This window comes from Variovorax beijingensis, assembly GCF_003951285.1.
Taxonomy (GTDB): domain Bacteria; phylum Pseudomonadota; class Gammaproteobacteria; order Burkholderiales; family Burkholderiaceae_C; genus Variovorax; species Variovorax beijingensis.
The window spans coordinates 20,966-41,086 of record NZ_RXFQ01000005.1; the positions used below are offsets into that span (position 1 = coordinate 20,966).

Here is a 20,121-nt window from a genome sequence, read left to right on the forward strand (position 1 = left end):
TGCGGCGCACGAGCGCGGTATCAAGATTGGTAGGAAGATGACAACGCGCCGGCAAGAGAGCCCGCCTCCCCCGCGCGCTCCTCGACCGCCCATGCTGTCGCGAACTCCTTGCAAGCAGGCCTTCCCAGCCAACAAGTTGCTGGCCAGCGCAACGCTCGATCGCATGCGCCACAACGCCTATTGCCTGGTGCTCGACGGCAAGAGCTACCGGGCCCCGCGTCAACTTCCGACTGTGATCCGCCAGCGCCTTGCCAGCGAGGCCAAAACCGCTCAAGCTTGAGACCTTCGATGGTGCTCTTCAACCTCGTTGCAGCCGGCTCCAATATGCCGGAAATGGGTGGCTCCATTACGCCGGAAGGTGACAGAGGGACCATCGAATGGGCATCCGCGTCGCCCCGCTGCGCGGCAGTGCCGCCAAGAGCAGCCTACTCTCGCAGCGTGAACACCACTGACAGGTATGAGACCGGCTGGGTCTGAATGGCCTCGATCCCATGCAGTGCGGTCGCATCGAACAGCAGCGAATCCCCTGCCCTCACCTCCGCAGTCCTGCCGCCATAGCGGCAGCTGACTTCCCCGGACAGAAAGTACAGGAACTTGAGGCCCGGATGCTGAAAGGTCACGTAGGGATCGGCACCGGGCAGCATCGTGACCAAATAGGGCTCCACGAACAGGTTGCCCGACAGCAGGTGGCCCAGCAGCTCATAGCGGTAGTCCGCCACCGCGCCGATGCGATCGACCAAGACACCATGTCCTGCACGCACATGGCAAAAGTCAGTGCGGCGCGCCTGGTCCCCGAAGAACCGCGACGTCGGCACGCCCAAACCATTCGAGAGACGCTCCAGGGTCTCCACCGAGGGCGAGACCAACCCGCGCTCGATGCGCGAGAGCATCGAGGAAGAAATCCCAGAGGCCTTCGCTAAAGCCCCGGCAGACACATCAGCCGCCATGCGCAGTGCCCTCACCTGCGCGCCGATGCGCGCCGATGCGCGCCGCGGACAGGCTGCGCACGACAGGTGCAGGTTTCCTCGATCGGACACGCGTCACCGAGACCGGCAGCCGATCCTGCAGCGACGCCATGAGGCGCGTCCGAGTGCTTGAAGTTCAGCAGCTGAGAGGTAGCGGTAAATGCCCATGCATGCAATGACAACAGTTCATCGCGGACATTTCCGCTGGACATTCTCACAAAGGATTGCCCATGGGCGGCAAGCTTGAGAAGCTCGAGCAGCGGCCGCCGCACACCATATTCACTCGCCGCCACGAGGTACTGGATAAGATCTCGCAATATCCCAGCTTCTTGGCAAAGCAAGTGCTCATCTTTCCATCGAACTATCTCGCCAAGCCCCTGGAAGACTTTCTTAAGAAGGTCCGACAGTCCCCAGGGCAAGCTATGCGAATGCCAATCCAACTTCGCTGGGGTGGCGGCTTGGGCGCCACCGCTCAGGCGATTCAAGTAATTGCCACCTGGGCGTGTCTCGAGGACTCCAGTCGCTCACTCCGCCTTCCGGAATCGTTCGCCCTCCAAAAGGCATCGCGGGAGCGCTTCGGCTCAACCGTCACCGGAATGGCGGCGCTCTACTTTGCCAATGAGATAGTCTGCGAAAGTCAGCCATTTAGTCGCTTCGAAGCACTTGAAGTTATGGTGCCTCGTATACAAGCAATGCAAACGGGAGCCTATCGGGACACTTTGCGAGGTCACGGCGCTGCACTTTGCTGCTTCATCGGCGCGAAAAATGAGTTTCTCGCCCCGCTGTATGCACGTCCTCGCGCTGGCGAAGTGCGAGAGGTGACGGACTTTAGAGTTCTGTTGACACGTGTGCTGAGTCAGCTGAGCATCAGAGACGATGCGCTAAACGAAGGACAACTAGACTATCTGAGTGGATTGCTCTATCAGCTGTTTCTCAATGCAGATGAGCACGGATCCTTCGACGCAGCGGGAGAGCGATACGAAAAGGGCCTGCGGGGAATCGCACTTCGAGTTCTCACTGTCACCGACGTTAAGTCACTCGTTGAGGTCGCGGGTGATGACGCCGCCTTCAAAGCCTACCTCATCAAACAGGCCTTCACTACCAAGGCTAAACATCCTGACTCTGCGATAGAGCAGACGCCCTTCGCATCATTTCGGCTGCTCGAGATCTCCGTTTTCGACACGGGACCGGGACTTGGACTGCGCTGGCTTTCGGAGCAATCAGGATGTAGAGACTACTCCGAGATTTCTCACGAGCAAGAACTTTCTGCGGTGCAGACATGCTTTCAGAAGCACGCCACGACCAAAGCGAGCCAGTTCAAAGGACAGGGATTGTCGATGGCTCTGCAGGCATTGAAGCGCCTCAATGCATTCATGACGCTTCGGACAGGACGCCTCAGTCTCTATCAGGACTTTTCTCGCTCTGACACGACCGAATTTTTACCCAAGAACAGGTTCACTAGCCTTCGGCGCCCTGCCGAGATCGCGGGTACCAGCTACTCAATCTGTTTCAAGGTAGCGTGACGATGCAGAGCCCAACAGGATTCTTCCATTTCGTTCATCCCGTTAGATCTGGCTCGTTGGCGGATCAGATAGTTGCCTTTGCCTACAAGCAACCCGGGCCCATCATGCGCGGCGTACTCGACGAGCTAATGCTCGCGATGTGTCAAGGACCAAGCCTGCCGGACGCGATAGTGGTGATTGGACTTGAGGAAGATCGATCGATCGACTTGCTCAGTCAGTTGAAGGCAGAACCAAGCCAAGTCGCTCAAGAACGAATAAAGGGCCGCATTCCTCTATTCTTCTGCTCCTTCAGTCTGGCGAAAGGCACAGCTTCCTTGACGCTACTCGACTCGGCTTTCCGTGCCCGTCAGACGCCGTTTAAGGTTGTCGTAGAACGAGGCGTGAAGGAATGGATGGAGTCCGGATTGCAGGCCGTCTTCGACCCTTCTGAAGTCATACTTCGCGCGCCGCCCGGCTACGCGTATCAAAAGCCCTCCGGCTCCCGCGACACGCTCTTCCTGAAGCCAGATCTTGCGCTCAAGTCATCAGCCATCGTCGGCTTTGTAGCATTGGCTCTTTTCTTCAAGCAGTTCTCAGCTCAAACACAACGCTTCGCAGAACTCCAAACGGTGTTCGTCGATACCATGGCCATCTCGACCGTGGCGTATGCATTGAGAGAGCTATTGATCCTTTGTGGATCGAGGCAACCATTTCATATTGAGAGTTTCCATTCGTACGGAGGATTCGACAACGTACGCCGACCGATGAGGGCGACCTCCCTTTGCCTGATTTCTGCATCCACATCCATGTCACTTCACGAGAAGTGGATCGTCAAAAAGGAAGTCGCTGTGGATGAAGTCGTGACATTGGTAACTCTGAAAACTGCGACGCGGCTCAAGAGCGGCGCATTGCTTGCGCTCGATGTTCCAGCTACCAAGCCTTCTTCAGGTCCAGCGCAGCTTAGCATTAGGATTAAAGGCGAGACCTTTCTACCCGAGCAGGAGCCTTCCAAGAAGGTCTTGCTTACGGATCTGCATCACCGCAGTGACGATGAAGTCGCACATTTCTGCGAGTTCGCAGGGAAGCAGATATTCGATATCTACCGGAGACCCGCTAGGAGTGCTTCAAGACCACGGGCCTTGTACGTCGATGGTGCAAATCTGATCGCCCATCCTGCTTTTCAAACGTGGCTCCAGTCACGACTACTTCACTCGGTCAAGGCTGCTACTCAAGCCGTTGTATTCCAGAACGATGCTCCTTCGCGCGCTCTAGCCAGCCAAGTTCAAGAGTTTTGTGCTTCTAAATTGAAGCTTTCAGTTTCGCTAATCCTTTCGTCCGACCAACTTGCCACGAGAAATCTTAAGCCCACAGACGGTGTGATCATCTGTGCAGCCGTTGTCGGCAAAGGCTCCCAACTGCTGGAGATAAGCCGCACCTTGCGAGACAAACACGAGGGACCGCGCCTGTATATAGTCGGGTTCCAAGTTGCCGAGAATCGGAGTGAGCTGACATCGCTGGACACAAACTTGCGCCACTCGAAGGTAGTTCAGTATGAAATCGCCAAGTTTGGAAAAGCAGCTGTCGGCACTCAATTGGAAGAATCGTTCAACGCCGAGGTTTCAAGGTACTACGCGCCCTTCAGAGATCTGCGCGCACTTCCATCCAAGCTGCAGCAGCGCGGGCGACTGCTCGGAAGCATCGCGAACTTGCATGAGCTTGCGATGCTTCCCCACGGACCTGACGCCCAGAGTCCGATGCGGCTTAGGGCTGGCTTCGCATACTGGCCCGAAAACTTTGAGCCCCAGCCCTGCCATGCCGAAGTGTTGGCCACTGTTGCTGTATTGCTTCAACGAGCGCGAGAGCATGACAAGCTACCTGACGAGCGCCGCCTTTCCTCCTCGAGCTTCCGCCACGTAGTCCTCTCTCCAGAGAACTTCACTCGATTCAACGACGGAGTTCTACAAGCGGCGCTCTTGCGATGTGCATACCCTTCCGAGCTGGACTATCGTGCCGATCATGCAGCGAGTGACTTTATGAAGTCTGTCGTTCTGCGAGCACTTTCCCGCGCAACCCAGGAATCTGGGGAGGCAATTCTGGAGTTTCTACTTGCACTGGCACTTCGTCGGCTTCAGCTTTCCGATGTGCACCTTGATGAGATTCGCGCTGCAGTTTCGGATTACACCAAGGCTTCGGGTGCCCTTCAGCGTGCAATGAAGTTCATTTTCACCCAGAAGGAGGGGACGCGCCCCCTTCGATCAAAGTTGCCGTTCTAGCGAAGACGAACTCGGCTTTAAGCTGATCGCCAAAGCGCTGGATGCCCCGGCGTTCCTCCCTCCCCTGAGCGAGTGAGACGGAAGTCACTTGGCGCTGGTGGAAGTGACAACGCAGCGCGCCGTCTTGGGGTTCACCCCCGATAGCGTAGTGATGTCGTACGGCGACGATCGCGCCGCTGTGGTGCTTGCGAATGAAATCACGCATCAGCGTAAAAAATTCAGGCAAGCTTGCACCGTCGCATCAGCTGCGTCGCGAGGAGTGGAAGAAGCGCTGCTAGGAGTGGCCTAGGTCACGGTCAAGCCGACGCGCCGCATTGGCACGCTCGGGCTGAAGGGCTAGCGTCGATGTACACAATGCCGCCGAGGCGCGCGCCACCATGAATGGCCATTGACTATCAACTCGCGTTGGTGAAGAAATTTCTTAGCAATCGACACCTAGAGGGTTTCCTCCAAGCTTGGTGCGACATACTCAGCCGCACGAACATCACATGAGTTCCGGGAATAAGACTAAAGGCGAACTATGAATAAACAAATTCTTCAAGAAATCAAGAAAGGGAATCTCACTCTGTTTCTTGGAGCTGGCGCTTCATACGGATGCACAACCTCTGGAGGGGCTCCAGTGCCCGGGGCTATTGACCTTGCAAAGCTAATAGCCTCGGAAGCAGGAATGAAATACGAGGATGAATCACTAGACGTTGTTTACGAAGCTGGGCGTGAGCAGCTAGGAAAGCGGCTGGATCAGCTGCTAGAAAACTCGTTCAGACATGTTACGCCCTCCTCTCAATACAACACGATTGCGAGCTACGTTTGGCGTCGAATTTATACGCTGAACATCGATGATGGACTGGACTTCGCCCTTGCGAAGCACAGCCAGCAGAAAGTAAATAAGCTGGCATCCAAGGATCCCGTCATTGAGAAGGATGTATTTTTTCAGAAGCTAGAGTACATCAAGCTGAATGGAACCGCTGACAGGCTTCAGGATGGCATCATATTTTCACCATCCGAATACGCGCGCGGCACCAATGAACATCTTCCTTGGTACTCGCAATGTGGGTCTGATTTTGTGAGAACTCCGATGCTTTTTATTGGAACACAGCTTAATGAGCCGCTCTTGAAGTTTCACATCGAGCGATACCAGGCCCTTAACCATGGATCGCACGGCATTAGTTATGTGATCGCGAAGTCAGCGACGGAAATTCAGATTAGGAGCTTAAAAAAATACAAGATCGAGTTTATTCAGGGAAAAATCGAAGACTTCGCCTCCTGGCTCCAAGAGGAATTGCCGTCACCCCCCACAGTGAACGAGATTGCGCAAGAAAATATTCCTCAGTTGCGCGGCCTAATGGCGGCCAGCAAGCCCAGTGAATTCGCCAATCTATTTGAGCATGTTATTCCAGTGCGACGCGACACTTTGCCGGTGCCCTCTGTAACGGACGACAGCACAATCAAGGCGTTCTATAAAGGATTTAAGCCAAGCTGGGATGATATTGTTCGGGGAGTTCCTGCACAGCTCGAGGTTTTTGACTCTAGTATCTCGCTGTTGGAGAATCTACATGCGACGCAAACTACACGGCTGCTTCCGATTCTTGGCCCAGCGGGCTCAGGCAAAACGACCTTGCTAATGCAGCTATGCCTCCATTTTTCGGGGGATCCTGTGCGACAAGTTTTCTTCATAAATAGCGAACCCACGTCTCTGTTGGAGACTTTGATCGCAATTGAAGAAACTGCCAAGCATGCAAAAGAGGTTATCGTCGCAATCGACAATATTGAGTTTTCCACAGAACACTTGGCACACGCTCTGAAGTCGTTGCGCTTGAAAAAGACCCTGGTAATCGGCGCGGAACGAGAAGGAACATGGAACCGGCGAGGCAAGCACACCTTGAAAGACCTGTACTTCGAGCCAGTTCTGGTAAGAGAATTCACGAGTGAGGACGCAAAGAAGATCTTGGCGCAACTGCAAAAATATGGATCGTGGACGCGCCTTGGAAAAATGAGTGAGAAGAACCGAATTAGAGAGCTCGTCGAAAAGTCGAAGAAGCAACTCCTTATTGCCTTGATGGAAGCTACGCTCGGTCGCGGGTTTCAGGAGATCATCGAAGGCGAATACGCAGCCATTTCTTCGCAAGAGGAGAAGCTCTTTTTGGTCACGATTGCACTTGCTACTGACCGAAGGTGTGACGCACCAGTGTCGCTGGTAGATCGTGCACTGGATAAGATGTCGATCTTAAGGAATGCCACTGCTTTTGCAGATGATCTGGCAGGCATAATTCATATGAATTACGGGAAGTTGTCGGCGCGACACCCGGTGTATGCAAAATATCTTATCGACCGCGTAATTGATCCTACACTTGCTGCGAAGGCAATCAATGGCTTGCTCCAAGCGTTTGCCGACTATAAGGCGCCGGTCATTCAAAACATTCCCAAAAGCGAAGCGGTACTTTACAAGAGCCTGATAAATCACACGTTCTTGTACGAAACACTTAAGGGTCACGAAGACCGCATAATTCAAACTTATCGCAAGCTAGAGAAAAAATTTGAGAGTGACGGCCTTTTCTGGTTGCAATACGGATTGGCCTTGCGAGATTTTCACGACCACCCTGGGGCGCTGGAGAAGCTGAAAATTGCCTGTTCTGCGTACCCAATGCCGCACACCCTCCATGCGCTAGGGCAGCAGCTTTTGTTAACCGCAGCGCATACTGAAATGGCACAGATTGCCATCGGCCTTGCCGATGAGGCCAAACAAATCCTCGAAAAGCTTGACGACATTATCGAAAGTGATGATACCTACCCAGTAGTCACGCTTGCAGAGGGCTATACGGAGGTACTTCGTCGCCATGGCACGGCTGCGGAAGCCAGAAGCACTGCCAATCGCTACGCACTTCTGCTGGAAAATCGCTCAAAGCGGAACCCGGGGCACGATAGACTGAGGATGGCTTATGAGCGCTTGTTTAAGTTCGCGACGCTAGGCATATGGCAGAATTAGCAGCGAGCCTAGCTGAGTATTGCGTTGCGGACGACCGTCGACTAAGCGAAATAGGCTACGGCTCGAGTTGAATAGAATCGCCGTGATCCGATGACAGCGACGGCTCTTCCGGCGGAGGCGCCATGTGCAGGCCCACCGGGCGGCTGCTTCCCGCCGGGCGGAAGTTTGATCTCGGAAGCCCCGTCGACCGCAGCGTCGACAAAATCGGCCTGAAGCGTCCTCATGTGATGCATCCAAGCCTTGCATTGAAATTTATCGGTACTTTTGTCGGTATCTTTTTTCTGTCAGACCAAAAAATCCAATATCCATGCGGATTTTTGACATAGCTGCGATTCCTGTCGAAGCACCACGCTGACGTCCAAATACGTCCATCAGTGCACTGCCGAACCGCAGATCTCCCCCCGAGTCGTCAGCGAATTGACCAGAGTCGCCCGCGACGATGCAACATCGTCCGGTTCATTTGGGGGGCACGTGTGGGGAGCAGCGAAATGAAGGGCGTGGGGCACAGGCGCCGCGCGCCCGAGCAGTGAGGCGCGACTTGAGCCGCACAACCAGGTGCAGGTCGTCCACCAGATGGATATCGCCGCCGCGGTTGGTGAGCTGCAGCTTCACGGCCAGCAGGCCCTGCAGCTTGGCGCGGTGCCATTCGGCAGCGTCGGCGATCTGGGCGCGCGTCATGGCCGGGATGCCGATGCCGTGCTCCAGCTCGGCGGCGCGCAGGCAGGCCACGACGCGGTCGACGCTTTTCAGCGTGCCCTCGATCACCTCCAGGCAACGCTCGGCCAGCCGCGTCGGCTCGTCGGCGGAGTTGCCGTACACGAAGGCCTCGTAGGGACGGGGCGCGCGCGTGGAGTCGCCAGGCATGGGCTGCCGGCCGGTGTTACTGCGACTGCCGACGGCGCTCAGCGCGGCAGCAGATCCAGGCATTGGCGGCGGCGCCACACGGCGCTGCGCACGGCCTGGCTGTCGTCGAACACGACCTTGTACTGGCACACGAGGTAGTTGGCCGACTGGGGCATCTGGAACTTGAAGTGGTAGTCCCACTCGGTGCCGAGCGCGCCGCGCTGCTGCTTCAGCGCCTGCCCGAGAACGGCGAGCACCTGGGCCTGGGTGATGCCGGGCTTGATCTCGCGAAAGCGCTCGGGCCGCGACACCACGCCGTCGCGCAGGAAGGGCTCCTTGAAGTCGGGGCGGCGCGCCTCGACGTCGCGGTAGTCCAGCTTGTCGGGGTTGCTCACGGGGTCCACGGGGTTGTCGCGGGCCACCGCAGGGGCGGCGGCGCCGAGCAGCGCGGCGGCGAGCACGAAGGCGGCAGCGGCGGGTGATGCGTGCGGGGTCTTTTTCATGGCTAGCGTCCTCTTGGGTCAGATGGGTTTCTTGGGAGAGATGAGCGTGCGCGGGTCAGCGCTCGCGCATGGCTTCGCGCGCCTTGTTCAGCGGCTTGGTCAGGTAGTCCCACACGGTCTTGCGGCCGGTGCGGATGTCGGCGGTGGTCACCATGCCGGGCACGATGGGCATGCGGCGGCCGGCCTTGTCGGTGAGTGCGTCGGAGTCGGTGCGCACGAGCACGGGGTAGTACACGATCTCGGGTTTCACCTCGTCGCGCTGGGTGTCGGGCGCGATGGTCACCACGCGGCCCTTGAGGCCGCCGTACACGGCGTAGTCGTAGGCGGTGATCTTGATCTGCGCCTCCTGCCCGGGCCGCATGAAGGCGATGTCGCGCGGCGAGATGCGCGCCTCGACCAGCAACTGGTCGTCCAGCGGCACCAAGGTCAGGAGCGACCCGTTGGGCGGCACGACGCCGCCGATGGTGGTGACCTGCAAGCTCTTGACGATGCCGCGAACGGGCGAGTTCAGCGTGAGCCGCTCGAGCGAGTCGGCGCGCCCGCGCACCACGGACGACAAAGACTTCACCTCGGCATCGGCCTTGGCCAGCTCTTCGCGGCTGCGCACCATGTAATTGGCGCGCGCCTCGGCGATCTTCAGCTCCAGGTCGGCGGCCTGGCGTTGCAGGCGGATGAGCTCGACGTTGCTGGCCGCGCCGCTCACCTGCAGCGAGCGCGTGATGTCGAGTTCCTTGCGCACGAGCGCAAGCGCCTGGCCCAGGCCGGACACGGTATCGCGCAGGCTGCCCTGGCGCGAGCGGAAGAGCGCGCTTTCGGAATCGACCAGTTGCGCGTAGGCCTTCAGCTCGGCGGGGAACTGCAGGCTGCCCTGCCCTTGCACCTCGGCGCGCAGGCGCACGCTGCTGGCCAGCGCGGCGCGGTAGCGCGCGGCGGTTTCTTCCACGTTCGATTCGCCGCGCGTGGGGTCGAGTTGCGCGAGCACCTGGCCCTTCTCGACGATCTGGCCTTCTTGCACGCGCAGCTCGGCCAGGATGCCGCCTTCGAGCGACTGGATGCGCTGCTCGCGCGAGCTGGGAATCACCTTGCCCATGCCGCTGGACACCTCGTCGATCTCGAAGCACCAGGCCCACACGAAGAACGCGAGCAGAAAGAGCGCGACGAACCACACGACGCGCGCGGAGCCGCTGGCGCGGGCTTCGTCGAAGTCGTCGGCGCCGCCGGGGCCCCACACGGTGGCGGTGGATGCGGCCGGTGCCCGCGTCTGCGCCTGTACTTGCGCCTTGGTCAATGTCACGGCGTTCATGCCTGCCCCTCCTTGCCACCGCCTGCGGAGGCCATCGCCTCGCGCGATGCGACCGCGCCCTGGCGCAGCCGCGCCATGACCTGGTCGCGCGGCCCGTCGAGCACGACGGTGCCGCCGTCCACCACGAGGATGCGGTCCACCGCCTCGAGCACGGCCGGGCGGTGCGTGGCCAGCACCAGCGTGCGGCCGGCGGCCAGCGCGCGCAGCTGTTCGATCACTTCGCGCTCGGCCACTTCGTCGAGCGAGGCGGTCGGCTCGTCGAGCAGCAGCACGCCGGGGCGGCGCAGCATCAGCCGCGCGAGCAGCAGGCTCTGGCGCTGTCCGCCCGAAAGGCCGCGCCCGCCTTCCAGCAACGGATGGTCCAGCCCGGTGGGCAGGCGGCGCACGAAAGCCCAGGCGCCGGTGGCCTGCAGGACCGCCACCAGTTCGGCGTCGGTGGCGTGGGGCGTGCCCATCTGCAGGTTCTCGCGCAGGGTGCCGTGGAACAGGCGCGCGTCTTGTGCGAGCAGCCCGACGTCGCGGCGCACGTCGGCGGGGTCGATGTGGGCCATCGACACGCCGTCGAGCAGCACGCTGCCCGCGCGCGGCTCCATCAGGCCCGACAGCGCCTGCAGCAGCGTCGACTTGCCCGCGCCGTTGCGCCCGAGCACGGCGATGCGTTCGCCGGCGCCGATGTGCAGCGCCTTCACGTGCAGTGCGGTGGTCTGGCCGTCGTGGCTGAAGACGGCGTCGCGCAGCGTGTAGTCGCCCTGCACGGCAGGCCGATGCACGCGCGTCTCGTGGGGCGGGTGGTCGACCGGGAGCTTCATGAGCTGGTCGAGGGCTTCGCCGGCCACCTTGGCCTGCTGCCAGCGGTTGAGCACCTGCGTCACGCCGGCCAGCGGCGCGAGCATGCGGGTCGACAGGATCGATGCGGCCACGAGCACGCCGGTGCTCATGTGGCCGTCCATCACGAGCGGCGCGCCGAAGAACACGACGAAGGCGAAGGCGGCGCCCTGCACGGTCTGCGTCCAGTTGCTCAGGGTGTTGAGCAGCGCGCGCAGTTGCAGGCCCGAGTCGGCGTTGACCGCGTTGTAGTGGTTCCACTGGTTCTGGAAGCGCGGCTCGGCCTGCAGCCCCTTGATGTCGTCGATGCCCTGCACCGCCTCGACCAGCATGGCGTTGCGCAGCGACGATTCGCGCATGCCCGCCTGGGCCAGCGCGCGCAGGCGCGGCTGCGCCAGCAGGCTGGGCACGAGCAGCAGCACGCACGCGGCCAGCGGCACCAGCACGAGCCAGCCGGCAATGAACCAGAAGAGCACGCAGAACACGAAGAAGAACGGCAGGTCGGCCACGGCCGCCACGGTGGTCGAGGTGAGCATTTCGCGCACGGGCTCCAGCTCGCGCAGCTGCGAGATGAAGGTACCGGTGGCGCGCGGGCGAGCCGAGCCGCGCACGCGCAGCGCGTGGCCGAACACGCGGTCCGAAATGCGCAGGTCGGCACGCTTGCCCACCACGTCGGTGATGCGCATGCGCGCGCCGCGCATGACCCAGCTGAACGCGATCGACAGCAGCACGCCGCCGAACAGCACATGCAGCGTGGGCAGCGACTGCGCGGGCACGACGCGGTCGTACACCTGCATCGAGAACAGCGTGCCGGCCAGCGCCATGAGGTTGTAGGCCAGCGACGCGACGAGGATGTGCGCGTAGGGCCGCCAGTCGGCCAGCACGATCTGGCGCAGCCAGTGCGGCTCCACCGGGCGGATGTAGGCGTCGACGCGCGAGTCGGGCGCCGATTGCGCGGGCCGCAGCACAGCCATGGCTTCGAGCGCGGGTTGCAGCTCGTCCACGGTGCAGACGGTTTCCGCGCCCTGGTCGCCACCCAGCATCACGCGCAGGCCCTGCTCGGAAATGGCGGTGACCACGGCGACCTGCCCGCCGCGCAGCTGCAGCACCACGGGCAGGCGCCAGGGGCTCAGGGTGTCCAGGCGCGGCGCGACCTGGCGCACGGTGAGCCCGGCCTGGCGGGCCATCTGGCGCACGCGCTCGCCGATGTCTTCGTGGTCGCTCCATGCGGCGGCGCCGCGGATGCGCTCGCGCGAGGTGTCGAGGTGGTAGTGGGCGGCCACGGCGAGCACGGCATCGACCCAGCCGGCGAGCAGCTCGGGGCCGCGCGCGGCGGACAGTTCGGGCACGGTGGTCGCAGTCATGGCTGGCCTCCGGCGACGAGCTCGCCCGCATCGACCAGCCCGAAGGCCTCGCGCAGGCGGCCCGACTGGTACAGGCACTCGACCGCGAGCCGCTGCACTTCGTGCGCGCTCTCGGCCTGCTCGAAGCGCGCGCCGTGGAACTCCTGCTCGGCATTGAGCAGGTCGAGCAGCGAGCGCGTGCCCAGCTGCAGGTACTGCTGCCGGTACAGGTCGCGCGTGCGCTGGGTGCTGTGAACGCGCGCGGCGAGCACGGGCAGGCGCTGCGCGTGGCCTTGCGATTGCACGCGCGCGTCTTCGAGCCGCTGGCGCACGCTGAGTTCTGCATAGCCCAGCGCGGCCTCTGCCGCTTCGACCGCGTGCGCGGCGGCGCGCTGGCGGGCCTGGCTGCGCCCACCTTCGTACAGCGGCGCGGTGAAGTTGACGGTGAACGTGCTTTCGTTGGCTGACTGGCCGGCGGCCCGCGCGCCCGATTCGAGCCCCCGGTTGATGGCGGCGTTGAGCGACAGCGTGGGCAGCAGTTGCGCATCGGCGCCGCGCAGTGCGGCCTGCGCCATGTCACGCTCGGCCTGCGCCATCTGCACGGCCGGCACGAGCAAGGCCGTCTGCGGCTGCGCGGCGCAGGCGCTCGCGAGCGGCACGGGCGCTTCGCCCGCGATGTCGGCCGGTGTGCGGCCCTGGGTCAGGTGCATGAGGTTGAGGCGCCAGCGCTCGGCCTGTGACGCGGTGTTGAGTTGCTGGGCGCGCGCGGCTTCCAGGCGCGACTGCGCCTGCGCCACGTCGGACTGGCTGGTGGCGCCCTTGGCCTGGCGCTCGCCCACGAGACCGGCCAGCGACTGCACGCCCTTCACCTGGGCCTGCGCGATCTCGCCGAGCGCCTGCTGGCGATGCACTTCGATCCATGCCTGCGCGGTGTCGCGCACCACGTCGTCGACCGCCACGAGCAGCTTGGCGCGCGCGGCCGTGGCCGAGGCCTCGGCCTCGCTCACGGCGCTCGACACCTTGCCGAAGTCGTACAGCAGCTGGGTCACCGACAGCGAGGCCTGGTGCACCTGGCGGCGACCGTCGGCCTGGAGCTGGCGGTTGCCCGTGCGCGCGCTGAGGCCCGCGCTGACCTGCGGGTAGTAGCCCGAGCGCGCGGCTGCTATGCCCTCGCCCGCCTGCAGCGCCTGGCCGACGGCGTTGCGCACGGTCGGGTGCGAGGTGGCGGCCAGGCGCACGGCCTCGGCCATGCCCAGCGGGGTGGGAGCGCTCGCCTGTGCGAGTGCAGCCGTTCCGGCGAGCATGAAGAACAGGCCCGCGGCAGCGGACGGAAGATGAGGAGAAAAAAGCATGCGTGAAGACGTACGAACAAGGTGCCGACGCCGCAAGCGGCGCCGGCACGCCGGTCGGTCAGTGGTGAAGCGCGAGGCCCATGTGAAGCTCGTCGTCGAGCGAAGGCGCCACGGGCGGTGCGTAGGCCGCGAACGAATCGGGCGACGACGCCAGCGACAGCGCCGAGGGAGACGCCTGCGTGCCCCCGAAGGCCGGCGGGAACGCGGCCTGCAGCAGCGCATGCAGCGACTCGGCGGCGCCGAAGCCCTGCAGCATGTCGGACAGCTGCAGCCCTTCCCACGCCGGGCTGTCGCCGAAGGGGAAATGCGGCGCCTCGTGCTGTTGCTGCTGCTCGAGCGACACCGTCACTTCGTCGACGCCGGCCAGGCCCAGCGAATCGGGCGAGCTGAAGAGCGCTGCCGCCCCCGCTGCACCCGCAGAAGGCGTGTAGTTGACATGCAGCGTCTGCGTGGCCGCGTTGCTCGCATCGCCGTCGCGGTCGACCACCTGGTAGCTGAGGGTCTCGTCGTAGTTTTGCGAGGTGCTGGTGCGCGGTGCCACCTGGTAGCTGAACTCGCCCGTGTCGAAGTCCACGACCAGCTTGCCGCCCTGCGCCGTGGCGATGGTGACCTGGTGTGTCGCCGCGTTGTAGCTGTAGTCGCTGCCGGTGGCCGGGCCGGTCTTCGTCATCAGGCCCGTGCTGCTGTCGAAGGCGTAGGTAGTGCCGTCGATGGTCAGCTCGGAAACATGGCCACCGTCGGCACCGAAGCCCGACGAGCCACCGAGGCCGCCGGTCAGCAGGTTGCTGACGGTGGGCGGCACGCTGATCGTGCCTTGCAGCATGTCGTTCAGCTGGCTCGTGTCGGTGACGATCTGACCGTTGGTGTTCGCGCCGGTGTTGCCGTTGTAGGCGATGGGGTCGATGAAGGCCTGTGCCGCCGCGTTCAGGCTCGAGCCCAGGCCCAGTGCGAACGAGTTGATCTGGTGGGTGCTGAGGAAGTTCGTCCAGATCGCTTCTTCCCCGGCCTGGATGCCCCTGTCGGCCGTACTGCTGTTGCTGCTGTTCGCCAACTGCTCCGTGTTGCCGTCGCCCAGGGTCGGCTCGCCGTCCGTGAGGAAGTAGGACACGTTCTGGGCCCCGTCCAGCTTGCCGGTGGCCGAGAAGCCGTTCATCGCCGCAGCCAGGGCAGCGTCGTAGTTGGTGCTGCCACTGGCCTGCAGGTTCTGCACCAGCGCCTTGGCTTCGGCCGCCGTCATCCAGGCCTGCTGCGACGCCCCGGTCGTGCTGAAGGTGACGAGCTGCACCCGCACGTCGCCGTACAGGTCGTAGCCGTCGATCAGATTCTGGACAGCCTCTTTCGCACGGTTGAGGCGTGTCGGGGTTTCCTGCCCCATGCTCCCGGAAAGGTCCAGGATCACCATGAGGTTGGTATCGATCGGCGCCACGTCGACCGCCTGCTCGCCGTTCACGAGCACCGGCGCATCGTCCTTGACCGGCACGTCGAAGCCCACCGGCGCGCCGCTGGCCTGACCATCGCTCACCACGGCTTCGAAGTGCAGGTTCGACACGCCTTCGCCGTTGCCCGCCGGGTGGTCGATCGGCGCCTTCAGCGTGACGGTGTAGCCCGCCTCGAACTGCCCCGCGCCCGTGGCGGTGACATTGCCCACGGCCACGGTCATCACCTCGGTGGTGACGCCGCCGACGGTGACGCTGCCCGTCAGCGTGTGCGTGCCCGCGTCCCAGGTCCACGACACCGGCTGGCCGCCGGAGGTGACGCCGGTCGGGCCGCTGAGCGACACCGACAGGTCGCCCGCCAGGCTGTCGGGGTCCGCGATGGATATCTTGCCGGTCGATTGCACCGGCGGCTCGCCCGCAGCCGGAATGCCGCCGGGCAGGCTGCCTTCGGAGATGATGCCGGCGTCGGTCGCCGTGGCCGTGGGCGCGTCGTTCACCGGGTTGACGGTCACGGTCACCGTGCTGGTGGTCGTGCCACCCTGGCCGTCGTTGACCGTGACGGTGAAGCTGTCGGTGCCGTTGAAGTTGGCGTTGGGAACGTAGGTGTAGGTGCCGTTGGGGTTCACCGTCACCGTGCCGTGCGACGGGTTGCTGCCCTTGGTGTAGGTCAGCGTGTCGCCGTCGACATCGCTGCCGACGACCTGGCCGCTGACCGGCGTGTCTTCGTTCGTGGTCTTGGTTTGGTCGGGAGCCTCTGGCGCCTCGTTGAGGTTCTGCTCGTTGAGCGTGACGGGGATGGTCGTCGTGGCCGTGCCGTCGGTCGCGCCGATCACCAGTGCGTGGGCGTTGGCACCTGCTTCGTAGTCGTTGACGAAGGCCGCGGCGCCTGCCGGCGTGAGGCTGATCTCGCCCGTGACCGGGTCGATGGCGAAGTAGCCGTCGTCGTTGCCCGAGAGGATGCTGTAGGTGACGTTCGCGCTGTCGATGTCGGTGGCGCGGACCGTGCCGAGCACGGTGCCCGCGGGGCGGTTCTCGTCGTAGCCGAAGACGTAGCCGGTGGCCGTGTCCACAGGTGTGCCGCCGCCGTCGACGAACACGGGGACGTCGTTGACGGGGTCGATGGTCACGGTGACGGTGCTGGTGGTCGTGCCGCCGTGGCCGTCGCTCACTGTCACCGTGAAGCTGTCGGTGCCGTTGAAGTTGGCGTTGGGAACGTAGGTGTAGGTGCCGTTGGGGTTCACCGTCACCGTGCCGTGCGACGGGTTGCTGCCCTTGGTGTAGGTCAGCGTGTCGCCGTCGACGTCGCTGCCGACGACCTGACCGCTGACCGGCGTGTCTTCGTTCGTGGTCTTGGTGTAGTCGGGCACCGTCGGCGCATCGTTGACCGGATCGATCGTCACCGTGATGGTGCTGGTCGTCGTGCCGCCGTGGCCGTCGCTCACCGTGACAGTGAAGCTGTCGGTGCCGTTGAAGTTCGCGCCGGGGACGTAGGTGTACGTGCCATCCGCGTTGACCGTGACCGTGCCATGCGCTGGATCGCTGCCCTTGGTGTAGGTCAGCGCGTCGCCGTCGACGTCGCTGCCGACGACCTGACCGCTGACCGGCGTGTCTTCGTTCGTGGTCTTGGTGTAGTCGGGCACCGTCGGCGCATCGTTGACCGGATCGATCGTCACCGTGATGGTGCTGGTCGTCGTGCCGCCGTGGCCGTCGCTCACCGTGACAGTGAAGCTGTCGGTGCCGTTGAAGTTCGCACCTGGGGTGTAGGTGTACGTGCCATCCGCGTTGACCGTGACCGTGCCGTGCGCTGGATCGCTGCCCTTCACGTAGGTCAACGTGTCGCCGTCGACGTCGCTGCCGACGACCTGGCCGCTGACGGGCGTGTCTTCGCTCGTGGTCTTGGTGTAGTCGGGCACCGTCGGTGCGTCATTCACCGGATCGACCGTGACCGTCACCGTGCTCGTCGTCGTGCCGCCATGGCCATCGCTCACCGTGACGGTGAACGTATCGGTGCCATTGAAATTCGGGTTCGGCGTGTAGACATACGTGCCATCGGGATTGATCGTCACCGTGCCGTTCGCCGGATCGCTGCCCTTCGCGTACGTCAATGCATCGCCATCGACATCGGTGCCGACCACTTGCCCGCTGACAGGCGTTTCCTCATCGGTCGTCTCTGTGTAGTCGGGTGCCTTCGGGTCATCGTTCACCGGATCAACCGTCACCGTGACCGTGCTCGTCGTCGTCCCGCCATTTCCATCGCTCACCGTCACCGTGAAGCTGTCCGTCCCATGGAAGTCCGGGTCCGGTGTGTACGTGTACGTGCCGTCCGGATTGACGGTGACCGTGCCATGCGACGGATCGCTGCCCTTCGTGTAGGTCAGCGTGTCGCCGCTGTCGAGGTCGCTGCCGGTCACGCGGCCGCTGACGGGCGTGTCTTCGGGCGTGGTCTCGGTGTAGTCGGGCGCCGTGGGGGCGTCGTTGACGGGCGAGACGGTCACGGGCACCTTCACGGTGGTGGTGCCGCCCCTGCCGTCGCTGACGGTCACTTCGAAGCTGTCGGGTCCTTCGTAGCCGGGATTGGGCGTGTAGACGAACTGGCCGGTGGACGGGTCGACGGTGACGGTGCCGTGCTCGGGGCCCTTGGCGACGGTGTAGTTCAGCACGTCGCGGTCGAGGTCGGTGGCGTTCACCTGGCCCTGCACGGGCTTGTCCTGCTCGGTGATGACGGGCTCGGCCTGGCCTTCGGGGCCGCGGTTCTGCGGAGGGAGCAACGGCGGGATGAAGGCCGGGCCACCACCGCCGCCGCCACCACCACCGCTCGCAGCGGCACCGACGCCCAGCACGCCGAGCGCGCCCAGCAGCCAGCCCGGCACGCCGTCAGGCAGCAACGCGCCGCCGGCGTCGTCCCACTCGATCTCGGTGAAGTGGAAGTCTTTCCAGGGCGAGGTGTACTGGCCCCACCACTGCACGCCGGCGCCGTCTTCGAGCACGAGGTCATTGCGGCCACCGTCGGGGTACTCGGCAAAGAAGCCGCGCACGGCGACTTCCTGGCCGTCGCGCAGCACGAGCACGAGGTCGTCGCCGCGGCGCTCGAACTTGAGCACGCTCTCTGGCGCGATCTTCAGCGTGACGATCGACGGGCGATCCAGAACCAGAGGGGTTTCCGCCGCCGCTTTGCGGGACGCGCCACCAGACTTGTAAACAGCTTCCATGATTTGTCCTTGCTCCTTGACTCCGGACCTCGGGCGAGCCTTCGCCTTCGGCGAACAGCCCGGGTCGCACATTGGGAAATCTCGAGGGCCGCAGGCGGCTCTCGAGGACTCGCCAGCGAGACCCGGTGCACGGGTCACACAGGCTTGCGCTTGCATGGGGCGGGATTCTTGGCGTGGGGGGGTGTCCGGACTTTTGCCGGAGAGGCCGCGGCTTTTGCCGTGGCGGACAATTGTTCACAAATGTGTGCGAACGTCGAATACTTCACACATTGGCGAAAGAAATTCAGCCATTTGGGAAAGCGGGCGCTGGCGGCCTTTTGGCTTGCGGGCTTTTACCGGAATCAACCCCCTCCAACCCGGCGTTTTCCCTCGGACAGAGGCCATGTCAGAGCCCGTCGCGCGACGCACGTTTGGGGTCGTCGCCAGAGTCGACGAAACAGTCAGGTAATGCCGATGTGCCGGATTGCTGTCGACCAGCCCGCGCGACACGTTGACATTTGTTGATATCTTTTTTTCCGATCCAGGGAACTCAATACCCAAGCGGGTATTTCACGCTTTTGCGCTTCCTGTCGAAGCACCACGGCGCCGCATCCGGCATCGAGGCCCGCGCCCCGTTCTGCCGCCAGGCCCCGGGCGACACCCCGTACTCGCGCTTGAATGCGCGGTTGAAAGCCGCTTCCGATTCGTAGCCGACACCTTCGGCAATGCGTGCCAGGTTGCCCTGGTCCTTGCGCAGCATGCCGGCGGCCAGGATCATGCGCCAGCGCGCCAGGTAGTGCATGGGCGGCACGCCCACCAGTTCGGCGAAGCGGTCCGCCAGCACGCTGCGCGAGACGTGGATTTCGTGCGCCAGGGCGTCGACCGTCCAGTTGCGCGCGGGATCGCCGTGCATCAGCGCCAGGCAGCGGCTCACATGGGGGTCGCGCAGGCCCGCCAGCCAGCCGGGGTTGTTGGCCGGCATGGATTCGATGTACCCGCGCAGCACTTCGGCGAACAGCACCTCCGCCACCTTGGCGGCGACCATCTCCGAACCGGGCGTGTGCGAGGCCGCTTCGCCCAGCACGAAGTCGACGGACTGCTTGATCCACGGGCCCGCCGGCCTGCTGCGCAGCGACGTGGTGAACAGGCGCGGAATGTTCGCCATGAGGGGGTTGGGCGCATCGCCTTCGTATGCGAACCAGCTGCACACCAGCACCGTGCGGTCACCACTGGCGCCGTAGCGGATGCGCTCCAGTTCGGGCGCCCGCGGATTCTCCACATGCGCCACGTCCACCGCCGCATGGTGCAGGCCGCTGCCCAGCACATGCGAGTCGCCGTGCGGCACGGCGATCACGTCGCCGGCATGCGCGCGGATCGGTACCCCGCCGTCGACCTGGGCCCAGCATTCGCCTTGCAGCACGAGGTGGCAGATGGCCAGCCCCTGCGCGCCGGGCCTGAGCAGCTGCGCCATGTCCGCGCCCCTGGGCACCTTGAAGCACCAGGGCGCATGCATGTCCCCGTTCAGGAACAGCGCGCCCTCCAGGCGGATGGTCCGCAGCACGTCCGACAAGACATCCATGGTCACCTCCGGCAAGCGAGGGCGGG

Annotated in this window: 12 protein-coding genes; 4 read left to right on the top strand and 8 right to left on the bottom strand. The window is 63.3% G+C overall.

Annotated elements, in window-relative coordinates; translation table 11 throughout:
• The first annotated feature begins 91 nt into the window (after window positions 1-91).
• Window positions 92-280 (top strand): hypothetical protein, encoded by a 189-nt coding sequence (locus tag EJO66_RS09530; RefSeq protein WP_276311969.1) that lies wholly within the window; start codon window positions 92-94, stop codon window positions 278-280.
• Between the two features lie 145 nt (window positions 281-425).
• Here the strand turns inward: EJO66_RS09530 and EJO66_RS09535 are convergent, their stop codons facing one another.
• Window positions 426-947, bottom strand: coding sequence for a helix-turn-helix domain-containing protein (locus EJO66_RS09535; RefSeq protein WP_125965303.1), 522 nt, complete (start codon window positions 945-947; stop codon window positions 426-428).
• Between the two features lie 248 nt (window positions 948-1,195).
• Between EJO66_RS09535 and EJO66_RS09540 the strand changes: the two genes are divergently transcribed.
• From EJO66_RS09540 to EJO66_RS09550, 3 genes are all read left to right on the top strand, one after another.
• Window positions 1,196-2,488, top strand: a complete 1,293-nt coding sequence (locus EJO66_RS09540) for a hypothetical protein (RefSeq protein WP_125965167.1) — start codon at window positions 1,196-1,198, stop codon at window positions 2,486-2,488.
• Between the two features lie 104 nt (window positions 2,489-2,592).
• Window positions 2,593-4,740 (top strand): hypothetical protein, encoded by a 2,148-nt coding sequence (locus tag EJO66_RS09545; protein WP_125965168.1) that lies wholly within the window; start codon window positions 2,593-2,595, stop codon window positions 4,738-4,740.
• Between the two features lie 520 nt (window positions 4,741-5,260).
• Window positions 5,261-7,723 (top strand): P-loop NTPase, encoded by a 2,463-nt coding sequence (locus EJO66_RS09550; protein ID WP_125965169.1) that lies wholly within the window; start codon window positions 5,261-5,263, stop codon window positions 7,721-7,723.
• Between the two features lie 456 nt (window positions 7,724-8,179).
• Here EJO66_RS09550 and EJO66_RS09555 read toward each other — a convergent pair whose 3' ends face one another.
• The 7 genes from EJO66_RS09555 to EJO66_RS09585 all read right to left on the bottom strand — a co-directional run bounded on the left by EJO66_RS09555 (window position 8,180) and on the right by EJO66_RS09585 (window position 20,095).
• The gene (locus EJO66_RS09555) at window positions 8,180-8,587 is read right to left on the bottom strand and encodes a hypothetical protein (RefSeq protein ID WP_124958669.1); all 408 of its coding nucleotides are present in this window, start codon (window positions 8,585-8,587) and stop codon (window positions 8,180-8,182) included.
• 38 nt (window positions 8,588-8,625) lie between these two features.
• On the bottom strand, window positions 8,626-9,069 hold the full coding sequence (gene bamE / locus EJO66_RS09560; RefSeq protein ID WP_124958670.1) for an outer membrane protein assembly factor BamE domain-containing protein: 444 nt from the start codon (window positions 9,067-9,069) through the stop codon (window positions 8,626-8,628).
• A gap of 55 nt (window positions 9,070-9,124) precedes the next feature.
• Window positions 9,125-10,372, bottom strand: a complete 1,248-nt coding sequence (locus EJO66_RS09565; RefSeq protein ID WP_124958671.1) for a beta-barrel domain-containing protein — start codon at window positions 10,370-10,372, stop codon at window positions 9,125-9,127.
• On the bottom strand, window positions 10,369-12,561 hold the full coding sequence (locus EJO66_RS09570; protein WP_124958672.1) for a type I secretion system permease/ATPase: 2,193 nt from the start codon (window positions 12,559-12,561) through the stop codon (window positions 10,369-10,371). Before EJO66_RS09570 ends, EJO66_RS09565 begins: the two co-directional genes overlap by 4 nt.
• Window positions 12,558-13,892, bottom strand: coding sequence for a TolC family outer membrane protein (locus EJO66_RS09575; protein ID WP_125965170.1), 1,335 nt, complete (start codon window positions 13,890-13,892; stop codon window positions 12,558-12,560). The genes EJO66_RS09570 and EJO66_RS09575 overlap by 4 nt, the downstream gene beginning before the upstream one ends.
• Window positions 13,893-13,950: 58 nt before the next feature.
• On the bottom strand, window positions 13,951-18,537 hold the full coding sequence (locus EJO66_RS09580; RefSeq protein WP_164547806.1) for a tandem-95 repeat protein: 4,587 nt from the start codon (window positions 18,535-18,537) through the stop codon (window positions 13,951-13,953).
• A 529-nt stretch (window positions 18,538-19,066) separates the two neighbouring features.
• The gene (locus EJO66_RS09585; RefSeq protein WP_124958675.1) at window positions 19,067-20,095 is read right to left on the bottom strand and encodes an AraC family transcriptional regulator; all 1,029 of its coding nucleotides are present in this window, start codon (window positions 20,093-20,095) and stop codon (window positions 19,067-19,069) included.
• Between the last annotated feature and the right edge of the window lie 26 nt (window positions 20,096-20,121).

Bases quoted from the DNA above. Each gene is read 5' to 3' on its own strand.
- EJO66_RS09565 (WP_124958671.1), bottom strand. From the start codon at position 10,372: ATGAACGCCGTGACATTGACCAAGGCGCAAGTACAGGCGCAGACGCGG.
- EJO66_RS09545 (WP_125965168.1), top strand. From the start codon at position 2,593: ATGCGCGGCGTACTCGACGAGCTAATGCTCGCGATGTGTCAAGGACCA.
- EJO66_RS09585 (WP_124958675.1), bottom strand. From the start codon at position 20,095: ATGGATGTCTTGTCGGACGTGCTGCGGACCATCCGCCTGGAGGGCGCG.
- bamE (WP_124958670.1), bottom strand. From the start codon at position 9,069: ATGAAAAAGACCCCGCACGCATCACCCGCCGCTGCCGCCTTCGTGCTC.
- EJO66_RS09540 (WP_125965167.1), top strand. From the start codon at position 1,196: ATGGGCGGCAAGCTTGAGAAGCTCGAGCAGCGGCCGCCGCACACCATA.
- EJO66_RS09555 (WP_124958669.1), bottom strand. From the start codon at position 8,587: ATGCCTGGCGACTCCACGCGCGCGCCCCGTCCCTACGAGGCCTTCGTG.
- EJO66_RS09530 (WP_276311969.1), top strand. From the start codon at position 92: ATGCTGTCGCGAACTCCTTGCAAGCAGGCCTTCCCAGCCAACAAGTTG.
- EJO66_RS09535 (WP_125965303.1), bottom strand. From the start codon at position 947: ATGGCGGCTGATGTGTCTGCCGGGGCTTTAGCGAAGGCCTCTGGGATT.
- EJO66_RS09580 (WP_164547806.1), bottom strand. From the start codon at position 18,537: ATGGAAGCTGTTTACAAGTCTGGTGGCGCGTCCCGCAAAGCGGCGGCG.
- EJO66_RS09550 (WP_125965169.1), top strand. From the start codon at position 5,261: ATGAATAAACAAATTCTTCAAGAAATCAAGAAAGGGAATCTCACTCTG.
- EJO66_RS09570 (WP_124958672.1), bottom strand. From the start codon at position 12,561: ATGACTGCGACCACCGTGCCCGAACTGTCCGCCGCGCGCGGCCCCGAG.
- EJO66_RS09575 (WP_125965170.1), bottom strand. From the start codon at position 13,892: ATGCTTTTTTCTCCTCATCTTCCGTCCGCTGCCGCGGGCCTGTTCTTC.